Genomic DNA, 11,425 nt, shown 5'->3' on the forward strand with positions numbered 1-11,425 from the left:
GCGACTGCTGACGCGTGTGTACCGACACGACGCCGATCGATCTCTGAGGAAGCGGACCCCGGATGCACCCCTGCGAGTTTTGTCATGCAGGGCTCAGGCGCAGCTTCTGACCTGGATCAGGGCATGGGTGCCGCCGGTCCGCCAGCGCCGGCCTTCCGCGGCGTCCAGCGCAGCCTCGGTGTCGGCATCGAGGCCGCAGATCACGTCGGACTTCAGGGTGCGCAGAGCAGCGACCGGGCCGGGGAAGTAGCCGGTGACGTCGGGGAACGGCGTCGTCGGGGGCCACAGCCGGTCGCCCACGAGGCGGCGGTAGTTGAGGTCGCCCTTCACGATCGTCACCGTGGCGGCGGCGAACTCGGCGCGCAGGTCGTCGGGCATCTCGGCGTACGGCAGCGGGCCGCAGGAGAAGGGGTGGGCCCGCACCGTGAGGCGGCCGTCGGTCAGCGCCGCCCACAGCCGCCGCCCGTAGCCGCGGGCCGCGCCCGGCGCCGCCGTCAGCCGGCGCAGCGCGTCGAGCACATCGGCCGGGGTCGCGTCGGAGACGTAGTACGGGTGCGGCTTGACGTGCAGGACCGCCCGCTCGACGCGGCCACCGGCGAGCAGATGCGCGATGAGGAGCAGGTCGGGGATGAGCTCGCGGCCGGAGTTGTCGGCGATCAGGCACAGGGTGCCCGCGCCGGAGGGCGGGAGCAGCGACCACAGGGTCTCGCTGTCGTCGGCGACCAGGCCGGGGACGGCGGCCGAGATGTCGGCTCCGCCGGCGGACAGCCGGAAGCCCAGGTCTGCGCGGTTGCCCCAGAGCGAGCCGTGCAACAGGGCCCGGTCCCGTTCGTCGGCCGGGCGGTCCTCCAGGGCGTCGAGCGCTGCGAGTTCCTCGTCCGTCTGCGGTGCGTCGAGCTCGGCGAGCTTGTCGGGGCGGAAGGGGTCGATGCCCTGCCAGGGGCCGGGGGCGAAGTATCCGACGGATTCGAGGAGTTGGCGGTAGAAGTAGCTCTCGGACCACAGCCAGGGCACGTCGAACCAGGAACGCCCGGCGTAGGTGTCGAGCCCCCAGGCGGCCCAGCGGTCCCGGTCGTGCGCGTCGGCGGGGAGCGGTTCGATCACGCCCTTGGTGCAGCTCGTGAGCAGCGCGTCGAGCGCGCGCCGGCGGTCGGGGCCGTACGGGAAGGCCTCCCGCACCTGCCGGATGATCGCGGGATGGCGTTCGGCCAGCACGCTGTGCGGGAAGGAGCCGGGTTCGTCACCGAGGATCAGGGGCGCGGAGGCGGGCATGCGGCTCACCGTACCGCGCCGCTCATGCCGTTCTGATCTCCCGCTCCAGTTGTACGGCGAGGCCGAAATAGCGCGGGCGTCTGGTCACGGGCACGAGGCCGCGGATGAGGACGTACCACATCTCGGTCACCCGGCGGGGCAGGCGGAACAGGGATTCCAGGGTGCGGCCGGTGACACGTATGCCGACGAAGAAGCTGACGACGGAGTGGGCGACGACGTCGATGTCCACATCGGGATGGAGGTCGGATTCCTTGACGGCGCCGAGCAGTTTGCGCGAGACGATCTCCAGCCACTCGGTGAAGGGATGCGGCATCGGTGGCCGCACCCCCACTGAGCCGGTGGCGAGCCGGAGGCCTGCTCGGGCGACCGGACCCTCGACGGTGAGCCGGGTGAGGCCGAAGGTGATGCGCATCAGGGCTTCGAGCGACGAGCAGTCCCGGCCGTCCGCCTCGCGGGCGAGCTGCCGCGAGGCCTGCGACTGGATTTCCATGATGGCGTGAGCCAGGTCTTCCTTCGCCGCGAAGTGGAAGTACAGGGCGCCCTTGGTGACTTGGGCGTGCTCGACGATGTCGCTCAGGCTGGTCGCCTCGTAGCCGTGACGGTCGAACAGGTCGGCGGCGGCCGTGATGATCGTCGCGCGGGTCTGTTCGGCTCGCAACTGCCTCGCCATCGGCTGGACTCCCCTGAAATAAAAACGGGTTATGCCGTTTGTTTCTCCCTGTTCACACGATAGCTCACCCGGCGGCGGCTCCCACGAGGCACTCGAAGACCGTCGACTCCCCCTGTGTCGCAACGATCCGTATCCCGGTGTCCCGCTCTTCTACGGTCTCGATCCAGACCGGTTCGTCCAGTTCGGCGTAGTGATGGAAGACAGCGTGGAAGGAGGCGGGCGAGCCGGCCCTCGTCGCTCGCGCCCAGGCCGCCTGCCGGGCCGCCTCCAGCAGGAGCATGCCTGGTGCGTGGTCGAGGGGGTGGTCGAAGAAAACGGGATGTGCGGTATCGATTCGCAGCTGCCAGCGATCGTCGCGTTCGCTCGGCGCCAGTACGACGTCCGTGGACAGGGCGCGCCCCACGGCGTCCGCCGGGAGTCCGGGCGGTACGGGCGGCGCGGACACGGTGTCCGGGGTGCGGCCGCCGCGCAGCCGGCGGTAGACCGAGTCGCCGACGCAGGTGAACGCGACGCGTGCGGAGGCCACGCGGGTGCCGTCGACCAGCACCTCGGCGGTGTAGCGGGCGCCGGCCGGGCGGCCGCCGCGGTGCCGCACCTCGAAGAAGTCGAGCTCGACGAGCGGCTCGGCCGGTATCGGGCCGACCGTCAAGTGCTCGGGAAACGTGTCCACTTCGAACTGCTGGAGCACGAAGTGGTACCCCAGAGGCACGTCGTACTCGGTGTGCGCGATCAGGGTTCCGGCCTGGCGGATCGTCTCCACGACGAGCAGCGGTTCGTACGCGGAACGGTCGGACGACACGTGTAACCCATGGGCGCGGGGCCACTGGGCGGACACCGAGAAACGGTCGGCTCCCTTCCGGCTCCAGTCGGTGAGGAAGGTCTCGGCGACGGCCGCACGGTGGACGAACTGCCGGGGAACGGTCGCCATCAGGGACGGGGTCTCGGCAAGCGGTTGAGGCATGTCACTCCTACGGTCCCCCGAAGGCCAGGCGGACGGTGAACCATCCGCTGCGAGTGAGCGCCAGAATACGAGGCGACCGGTTTGTTTTCAATGAGATCACTCCGTAGCACTCTATGATCGGGGCAGTTCCGGCACGATCGTGGCGCCCATGGCGAGAACCGGCCAACAGGGCGCCGGGGAGGGTCTCTCATGGCGAAACAGGAGCGCGCCATCAGAACACGCAGGGCGATCCTGGAAGCCGCCGGCGCGGTCTTCGACGAACACGGCTACACCTCCACCACCATCGCCATGGTGTTGGAGCGGGCCGAAGTCACCAAGGGCGCGCTGTACTTCCACTTTCCTTCCAAGGAGTCCCTCGCCCAGGCGGTCCTTGACGAGCAGGTGCCGTTCGGCGCGATCCCCTCGCAGCCCTGCAAGTTGCAGGAGGTCATCGACATCACCTTTGTCGTCGGCCAGCGGCTGCTGAGCAACGCCCTGCTCCGGGGCAGTGTGCGGCTGGCGGTGGACCAGTGCGCGCCACCCGGGGTCGATCACACCGGACCGTTCCGGCAGTGGGTCGACCATCTGACACCACTGATGGAACAGGCGAGCAAGCAAGGGGAGTTGCTGCCGACAGTGGAGCCGCGGAACACGGTGGAGCTGCTGGTGGGCTCGTTCACCGGCATCCAGTTGATGGCGCGTGCGCTGACGGGCCGGTCCGATCTGAGCCGACGGCTGTCCGTGCTGTGGTCCCACATGCTGCCGAGCATCGCGGTGCCCGGATTGCTGCTCGGCCTCGACAGCGGGGCCGACCGGGGCGTCCGGGTGCTGGACTCGCTCGACGCCCTCGACAAGGCGGTCTCGTGATCCTGCTGACCGGGGCCACCGGCACCGTCGGCTCTCTGGTGGCCCGGCGTCTGGCCAGCTCCGTACCGCTGCGTCTGCTGACCCGTGACCCGAGCCGCGCGGCCGGCCTGACCGGTCCGCGGGTCGAGGTGGTGGCCGGCGACCTCGCCGACCGGGACGGCCTGCTACGGGCACTGACCGGCGTGCGGGCCGCGCTGCTCGTCACGGCCGATCCGCTGACACACGCCCACGACGAGAACTTCCTGACGGCCGCGCGCGCGGCGGAAGTTCGCCATGTGGTGAAGCTGACGACCTTGTCGGTGACAGAGTCCGACGCCACGGATCTGGTCACGCGGTGGCAGCGGGAGAACGAGCGGCTGCTGCTCGACTCGGGCCTGTCGTGGACCCTGTTGCGGCCGCGTGCCTTCATGTCCAACACGCTGGGCTGGGCACGTTCGGTGCGGGAGGAGGGCGTGGTGCGCGCCCTGAACGGCACGACGGCGGTCGCCGCGGTCGACCCCGGGGACATCGCGGAGGTGGCGGTACGGGCACTGACGGCTCCGGAGAACCACGCGGGTCGGGCGTACGCGCTCACCGGGCCGGCGGCGGTGAGTCCCGTGGAACAGACGGCGATCCTCGCCAAGTTGCTGGAACGGCAGTTGGCATTCGTGGAGTTGACGGAGGACCAGGCGCTGAGCGGACTCCTGGCCCGCTACCCCGCTCCCGTGGCCCACGCCCTGCTGGAGAGTGCGAGGCGCGGTCGGGACGGGACGAAGGGGCACGTGGACCCGACGGTCGCAGCACTCCTCGGCCGTCCCGCCCGCACCTACCAGGACTGGGCGCAAGACCACCTCACGGCGTTCCGCACATGACGACCGGGAGGGCCGACCGGCGCCCCTCCGCGCCGGCCGGCCCTCCCGCTCACGAGGCGCGCAGCCTCAGCTCACCGTGAGCCCGTTCAGAACGTCAGGCTCCAGCTGTTCAGCCGGCCCGTGTCCTGGGCCGCCGTGTCCTGGACGCGCAGCTTCCAGGTGCCGTTGGCGGTCTCGCCGGAGGCGTTCACCGAGTAGGTGGTGTTCACGTTGTCCGCGGAGTCCGAGGAGCTGGAGGACTTCAGGCGGTACGTCGAACCGTCCGGCGCGACCAGGTCGATGACCAGGTCACCGCGGTAGGTGTGGGTGATGTCGACCGCGACCTGGAGGGCCGAGGGCGCGTTGCCGCTACGGCCGCTGACGGTGATCGGCGACTCGACGGCCGAGCCGGCGTCCGGGATCGAGACGGCGGAGCTGCTGGAGAACGTCGTACCGGTGGACGTACCACCGGCCACGGCCTGGACCGTCTTGGCGGCGTCCGCCAGACCCGCACCGCAGCCGCCGGAGCAGGAGCCGGGCAGCGCACGGGCGTTGGACTTGATCGCCGACTCGATCTGAGCCGGGGTCAGCGAGGACTTGGCCGACTTCATCAGCGCGACGAGGCCCGCGATGTGCGGGGTGGCCATGCTGGTGCCCTGGTAGTAGGCGTACGACTCGGTGGACGGCGTCCTGGTGCCGGAGTTCAGCGTGGAGTAGATGCCGTTGGCGGTGCCGGTGCTGGTCTGGCCGCCCGGGGCCGAGATGTCCACCAGGGAGCCGTAGTTGGAGTACGAGGCCTTCGCACCGGTGCGGTTGGTCGCGGCGACCGAGATGACGTTGTTGCAGTTGCCCGGCGAGTGGTTCGCGACGTTGTCGTTGTCGTTGCCCGCGGCCACGGCGATCGTCGTACCCCGGTTCACGGCCGCGTTGATGGCGCTCTGGGTCGCCGAGGTGCAGGCACCGTCGCCGCCGAGGCTCATGTTGATGACCTTGGCGACGTTGGAGTTGGCGGGTACGCCCGAGACGGTGCCGCCGGACGCCCAGGTGATGGCGTCGATGATGTCGGAGTCGTAGCCGCCGCACTTGCCGAGCACGCGCACCGGGGAGATCTTCGCGCCGTACGCGATGCCCGCCATGCCCTTGCTGTTGTTGGTGACGGCGGCGATGGTGCCGGCCACGTGCGTGCCGTGCCAGGAGGAGTTGCTGGCCGGGATGCCGGAGCCGCACTCGCCCGCGTTGTACCAGTCGCCCGGGTCGGCCGGGTTGCTGTCGCGGCCGTCGCCGTCCACGGAGACGGCGGTGTCGGCGATGAAGTCGTAGCCGCCGACGATGTTCGCGGCGAGGTCGGAGTGGGCGACATAGCCGGTGTCGATGACGGCGACCGTCACACCGCTGCCGGTGGAGGTCGGCCAGGCGGCCGGCACGTTCATGCCGGCGGTAGCCTCGAACAGGTCCCACTGCTTGGCGTAGTCGGTGTCGTTCGGGTCGGCCTGCGGGGTGTTGAGGCGGTCCGGTACGACATAGGCGACCTGCGGGTCGGCCCGGTACTCGGCGACGACGTCGGCGACATCGCGCTTCGTGAGGTTCTCGCCCAGGTCGACCAGGGCGGCGCCGGTGCCGAGGCGGCGCTGGAAGTCGAGCTTCTCGCCGGCCTCCTTGCCCTTGGTCGCGGCGTCGGCGTCGGCGGCCTTGTTCGACTTCGCCTCCGCGGCGCCGGACTTGTAGCCGACGATGAGGCGTTCGGCTGGGGTGCCCGGCGCGGCCTCGGTCTGCACGGCCGGGACGGCGGCTTCCTGAGGTGCGGGTTCCTGGGCCACGGCGACCGAGGCGGTGGCGGCCGTGAGCAGCGTCGCGGAAAGGGCGGCGACGGATATCAGCTTGCGTCTGATGGCAGGGGAGGTTCGCAAAGGCTTGCCTTTCGTGGCCGGTCTCCGGGCAACGCGGAGCGGCGGTCGATGCGCTTCGTCGTCGAAGCGGAGGGGGGTGAACCGAAAAGCGGAGCGCGATGGCCGGCCAGGCGCGAGGGGCGACCCGTAGCAGGGGTTACCTGTGGGTCGTCTGTGCTCGAACGATAGGCAACGTGACGGTGCCTCGGATACAGGGGAAACCCTTGATCCGACCGGAAACCCACCCTTTCCATAAGCTGGTTGACCGCGAATGTTCCCTTTGATGCCGCATGTCGACGCGTGAACGCGCCGGGCCGGTTTCCCGTACTGCACTCGGCAGACCGTTCGCGCACCGGCCGAGGAGGAGGGGTTCGCATGCCCCGGACCACCGTATGTCGCACCGCCCTGGCGGCCGCCGCCGTAGGCCCGTTGCTGCTGGGTCTCTGGGCGGCGGGTCCGGCGCAGGCGCACGGCGCGCCGACGGATCCGGTCAGCAGGGTGGTGGCCTGCTCCCCCGAGGGCGGCGAGCGGGCCCGGTCCGCGGCGTGCCGGGCCGCCGTCGCCGCGAACGGCGCGTCGTTCGCGGCCTGGGACAATCTCCGGGTCGCGAACGTGAACGGCAGGGACCGGCAGACGATCCCCGACGGGCGGTTGTGCAGCGGGGGGCTGCCCGCCTACCGGGGTCTCGACCTCCCCCGCCGCGACTGGCCGGCCACCCGCCTGTCACCGGGCGGGGCGCTGACCATGAGGTACGTCTCGACCATCCCGCACACCGGCACGTTCCGGCTCTATCTGACCGAGCCCGGTTACGATCCGGCGAAGCCGCTGACCTGGTCCGACCTGCCGGAGCGGCCGTTCGCGGAAGTCGAGGACCCCACCCTGACGGACGGCGCCTACCGCATCGGGGCAACACTCCCGTCCGACCGGACGGGACGTCATGTGCTGTACACGGTATGGCAGAACAGCAGTACGGCCGATACGTACTACTCGTGCTCGGACGTGGTGTTCACAGCGGGCGGCACGCCGTCCGCAGCGGGCCGCCCCAAAGACGGCCCGACCGCCGCTCCCTCCAGGACGCCCGAGGCCCGGGCCGCTGCCCGGCCTACAGCGACGGCATCCGCCGGTACCCCGGTGGCGTCCGCCGAGGGCACCGGCTCCGGCCCCTCGGCACTCCTGCCGGCAGGTGGCGCCGCCGCTGTACTGGCCCTTGTCGGCGGCGCGGCTCTGGCCCTGCGGCTACGGCGGCGGTGAACCACCGTGCAGTGAGGGCCGGTCGGCCGTGCACCAGGCGTGCCCCGCGGGCCTGAGGGCGGCGCGGGGCACGGCGAGGCGGAGCAGCCCGGCGATGGTCAGTTCAGGCCGACCGACTTCAGCCAGGCCTTGGCCACGTCCAGCGGGTCCTTGTTCTCCAGCTGCACCTGGGAGTCCAGGTCGAGCAGCGTCTTGGTGTCGAGCTTGGCGGAGACCGCGTTGAGCGCGTCGACGCCCTCCTGCGAGAGCCCGCTCTTGTAGACCAGCGGGGTCACGTTGGCGAACCCGAAGAGGTTCTTCGGGTCCTGCAGGACGACGAACTTCTCCTTGGTGATGGTCGGGTCGGTGGTGAAGATGTCCGCGGCCTGCACGGTGTTCTTGGTCAGCGCGGCCTGGGTGAGCGGGCCGCCGGCGTCGAGGGCCTTGAAGGACTTGAACTTCAGGCCGTATTCCTTCTCCAGCCCGACCAGGCCCTGGTGCCGGGTCTGGAACTCGGGCGAGCCGCCGATGACCAGTTCCGGGGCGATGTCCTTCAGGTCCGCGAGGGTGGACTGCGCGGTGAGATCGTACTTCTTCGCGGTCTCCGCGTTGATGGACACCGAGTCCTTGTCCTCGGCCGGCGCCGACTCCAGCAGGGTCAGCTTGGAGTCCAGCTTGGACTTGACCGCGGCGTTCACGGACTCGGCCGACTTCTGTTCCGCGTCGGGGTCGAGGTAGGCCAGGAGCGAGCCGTTGTACTCGGGCAGAACGGCGATGGAACCGTTCTTGAGCAGGCCGTAGGTGGTCTCGCGGCTGCCGATGTTCGGCTTGTACTCGACCTTGATGCCCTTGGCCTTCAGGGCTTCGCCGTAGATGTCGGCGAGGAGGATGCTCTCGGCGAAGTTGTTGGAGCCGACGACGACGGTGCCGCCGTCCGCCTTGCCCTCTGAGAGCGGGTTGTCGGACTCGTCGTCGGAGGACGAGCCGCAGCCCGCGACCAGCGCCGTCGCGACGGCGAGGGCGACGGCGGCCGCGCCGCGGTGACGTGTTCTGGACCAGCTGCTCTTCACGGTAGAAGTCACAATTCCCGTTCCGGGCTGAGGATGTGGTGGGGGAAGCTTGGCGTTGGCGGGACGTGCGGGTGCGTGCGGCGTACGGGTGCGGACACACCGCACCCGCTGATCCAATCCAGCGAGTTCTCAGTCAGTCAAGAGCAGCCAGGTCACCAATTGGCTTCGATGAGTGACCTGTTGTGAAGGAACCGCGAACGAACGTCTCCTCAAGCGGAGCGGGTTGTAACGGATTCTTGACTTGGAGTGGCACGATCACACCACCCAAGAGGCGATAGTCTCACCGGAGTTGCTCTCCGGTCACAGCGGCGACACAGACCGCACCGGTGTCGTCGTACACCAGCCGGAACCGATCAAAACGACACGCGAACGGACACGCGCGTTTTTCGCGCGCCGTGCGACACCCCATGAAGGAGGCCTGGTGTCCACGAACGAGCGGAGCGAAGCCGCAGCGAGGGGTGGCATACGGGGCTTCGCCGACCGCTGGCCGTTCCGCCGCAAGCTCAACGTGCTGGTCGGAGTGCCGCTCGCCGGCCTCGCCCTGCTGCTCACCTACCTGATCAGCGACCAGGTGATGCAGGCGCGCAGCGCGGCGGAGGCCGCCACGCTCGTCCGGGACAGCGCGCAGGTCGCGGAGCTGGTCGACCGGGTGGAGACCGAGCACCAGCAGGCCATCCTGCTGTCGGTGCGCCACGAGGCCCAGGGCACCGGCGCGAAGCCCGGGCTGTCCGCGTACCGCGAGGCGCAGGACGCGGTGGACGCCCAGGTCGAGAAGGTGCGTGCCACCTTCGGCGACCGGCTGCCGGCCACCGAGGCACAGGCGCTGCGGGAGATCAGCGGACTCGGCAGCCTGCGGCGGACCATCGAGCAGGGCTATCTGCCCGCCGACAACATCGACCCGGCCTACACCAACGCCGCCAAGGGTCTGATCGACGGCCTCGGCCTGGACCGCAACACGGCCCTCGCGGCCACCTTCACTGGTAATCTGCTGGACTCGCTGCTGCGCGCGGATGCCGCCCACAGCTCCTTCGAGACCAGTGTGTTCTCGGCGTCGACCGGCGACTCCAACGCGCTGATCGAGTTCATCGGCGCGGTCGGCGCCTACGAGCTGTACACCCACCAGGCCGAGCGCTTCAGCCGGTTCGCCACCGAGGAGCAGGCGACCGAGCTCCGCGGCATCGAGCACAGCAGCGCCCAGGCGACCATCCTGCGGCAGTACGCCGAGTTGCAGATCGACCCCAGCTCGCTGCAGGCCGGGTCGCCGGCGCAGATCCGCGAGAAGTTCACCGCGGCCCTCGCCTCCTACCCCGAGTACCGGAAGCAGTCGGAGAGCCGCCTGAAGATCACCGGCTCGCTCATCGGCCAGATCGCCGACCGCGCCGACGACTCCTCCAGCGACGCCTGGTGGAACGCCGCCTGGCTGTTCGCCCTCGCGCTGGCCGGCTTCCTCCTCTGGGGCGCCTTCTCGGTGGCGGTGCGCCGCTCGGTGGTCCGGCCGGTTCAGGCCCTCACGGGGGCCGCCAGGCAGGTCGCCGACGTCGCCGGACGTGAGCTCGCCCGGGTGGCCGACGACGACGCCGAGGACGACACACCGCCCCGGCTGCGCGAGATCCCGGTCGGTGCGAAGGACGAGATCGGCGATCTCGCCGAGGCCTTCAACCATGTGCAGACCACCGCGGCCGCCCTGCTGGAGCGCCAGGTGCTCAGCCGGCGCAACGTCGCCGAGATGTTCGGCAACGTCGGCCGGCGGGTCAGCAACCTCACGACCCGGCAGCTCGCCCTCATCGACGCCGTCGAGCGGGGCGAGACCGACCCCGCTCTCCTCGAACGCCTCTACCGCATCGACCACATCGCGGTCCGCCTGCGTCGCAACGCGGACAGCCTGATGCTGCTCGCCGGTATCCGCGAGACCGTCCTGGACTCCGGGCCGACCGCGCTCACCAACGTCGTACGGGCCGCGCTCGGCCAGATCGAGGGCTACCAGCGGGTCGAACTGCACGCCGGTACCGAGATCATGGTGGAGCCGGACATCGTCGGCGACCTGATGCTGATGGTGGCCGAGCTCCTGGAGAACGCCGTGTCGTTCTCCCCGGCCGGCAGCCCCGTCGAGGTGACCGTGCGCAGCGGCGACTCCGGTGCGACGATCACCGTCGCCGACCACGGCCTGGGCATGAGCGCCGAGCGGCTGGCCGAGGAGAACGCCCGGCTGATCCGGCGCGAGCGGCTCGACCTGGTGCCGACGAAGGTGCTCGGCCTGTTCGTGGTGGGCAACCTGGCCCGCCGCTGGGAGATCGGCGTGACCCTGTCCCGTACGCCCGGGGGCGGTGTGACGGCCGAGGTAACGATCCCGTCGTCGCTGCTGCTCACGATGAGCGCGCTGGCCTCCGGCGGTACGGCGGGGGACGGCATGGCGGCCTCCGGCGGGACAGCGGGGGACGGCGTAGCGGCACCCGGCGGGACGGCGAACGACCGCGCGGGAGCCCGGACGGCGACCGACCCGCCCGCGCACGACCGCGCGGGAGCCCACACGGCGACCGACCCCGCTCCGGCGGCCGGGCCGCGGCCCTCAGCCGCCGTACCGGCCCTACCGGGAGACCCGGTGGACGCCACAACGGACACCGCGCGTGCGCAGCACGACGCGCCCGCGGACGACCCCACCC

General features: G+C 70.4%; 9 protein-coding genes. 4 read left to right on the forward strand and 5 right to left on the reverse strand.

Annotation, left to right across the window (positions count from 1 at the left end):
* Window positions 1–93: 93 nt before the first annotated feature.
* From StrepF001_RS32755 to StrepF001_RS32765, 3 genes are all read right to left on the reverse strand, one after another.
* Window positions 94–1,272, reverse strand: coding sequence for a damage-control phosphatase ARMT1 family protein (locus StrepF001_RS32755; protein ID WP_129801805.1), 1,179 nt, complete (start codon window positions 1,270–1,272; stop codon window positions 94–96).
* 22 nt (window positions 1,273–1,294) lie between these two features.
* A complete protein-coding gene (locus StrepF001_RS32760) occupies window positions 1,295–1,942 on the reverse strand; it encodes a ScbR family autoregulator-binding transcription factor (protein WP_129801806.1) in 648 nt (215 codons plus the stop codon).
* A gap of 64 nt (window positions 1,943–2,006) precedes the next feature.
* On the reverse strand, window positions 2,007–2,903 hold the full coding sequence (locus StrepF001_RS32765; protein WP_129801807.1) for a ScbA/BarX family gamma-butyrolactone biosynthesis protein: 897 nt from the start codon (window positions 2,901–2,903) through the stop codon (window positions 2,007–2,009).
* A 189-nt stretch (window positions 2,904–3,092) separates the two neighbouring features.
* Between StrepF001_RS32765 and StrepF001_RS32770 the strand changes: the two genes are divergently transcribed.
* Together StrepF001_RS32770 and StrepF001_RS32775 are read left to right on the forward strand one after the other, a co-directional pair.
* Complete coding sequence (locus tag StrepF001_RS32770; protein WP_129801808.1) at window positions 3,093–3,749, forward strand: ScbR family autoregulator-binding transcription factor; 657 nt, start codon at window positions 3,093–3,095, stop codon at window positions 3,747–3,749.
* A complete protein-coding gene (locus tag StrepF001_RS32775) occupies window positions 3,746–4,600 on the forward strand; it encodes an NAD(P)H-binding protein (protein WP_129801809.1) in 855 nt (284 codons plus the stop codon). The genes StrepF001_RS32770 and StrepF001_RS32775 overlap by 4 nt, the downstream gene beginning before the upstream one ends.
* Window positions 4,601–4,686: 86 nt before the next feature.
* Here the strand turns inward: StrepF001_RS32775 and StrepF001_RS32780 are convergent, their stop codons facing one another.
* Window positions 4,687–6,486, reverse strand: a complete 1,800-nt coding sequence (locus tag StrepF001_RS32780) for a S8 family serine peptidase (protein ID WP_129801810.1) — start codon at window positions 6,484–6,486, stop codon at window positions 4,687–4,689.
* 354 nt (window positions 6,487–6,840) lie between these two features.
* On the opposite strand from StrepF001_RS32780, the gene StrepF001_RS32785 reads away from it, so the two are divergent.
* Complete coding sequence (locus tag StrepF001_RS32785) at window positions 6,841–7,716, forward strand: lytic polysaccharide monooxygenase (RefSeq protein ID WP_129801811.1); 876 nt, start codon at window positions 6,841–6,843, stop codon at window positions 7,714–7,716.
* Window positions 7,717–7,814: 98 nt separating this feature from the next.
* On the opposite strand, the gene StrepF001_RS32790 is transcribed toward StrepF001_RS32785, so the two are convergent.
* The gene (locus StrepF001_RS32790) at window positions 7,815–8,777 is read right to left on the reverse strand and encodes an ABC transporter substrate-binding protein (RefSeq protein WP_129801812.1); all 963 of its coding nucleotides are present in this window, start codon (window positions 8,775–8,777) and stop codon (window positions 7,815–7,817) included.
* 409 nt (window positions 8,778–9,186) lie between these two features.
* On the opposite strand from StrepF001_RS32790, the gene StrepF001_RS32795 reads away from it, so the two are divergent.
* Window positions 9,187–11,425 (forward strand): ATP-binding protein (locus StrepF001_RS32795; protein ID WP_240797784.1); only part of this gene is annotated, 2,239 nt, incomplete at its 3' end.

Source organism: Streptomyces sp. F001 (assembly GCF_004187715.1).
Taxonomy (GTDB): Bacteria; Actinomycetota; Actinomycetes; order Streptomycetales; family Streptomycetaceae; genus Streptomyces; species Streptomyces flavusporus.

Coding starts and splice junctions, on each gene's coding strand:
- StrepF001_RS32755 (WP_129801805.1), bottom strand. CDS start 1,272: ATGCCCGCCTCCGCGCCCCTGATCCTCGGTGACGAACCCGGCTCCTTC.
- StrepF001_RS32760 (WP_129801806.1), bottom strand. CDS start 1,942: ATGGCGAGGCAGTTGCGAGCCGAACAGACCCGCGCGACGATCATCACG.
- StrepF001_RS32765 (WP_129801807.1), bottom strand. CDS start 2,903: ATGCCTCAACCGCTTGCCGAGACCCCGTCCCTGATGGCGACCGTTCCC.
- StrepF001_RS32770 (WP_129801808.1), top strand. CDS start 3,093: ATGGCGAAACAGGAGCGCGCCATCAGAACACGCAGGGCGATCCTGGAA.
- StrepF001_RS32785 (WP_129801811.1), top strand. CDS start 6,841: ATGCCCCGGACCACCGTATGTCGCACCGCCCTGGCGGCCGCCGCCGTA.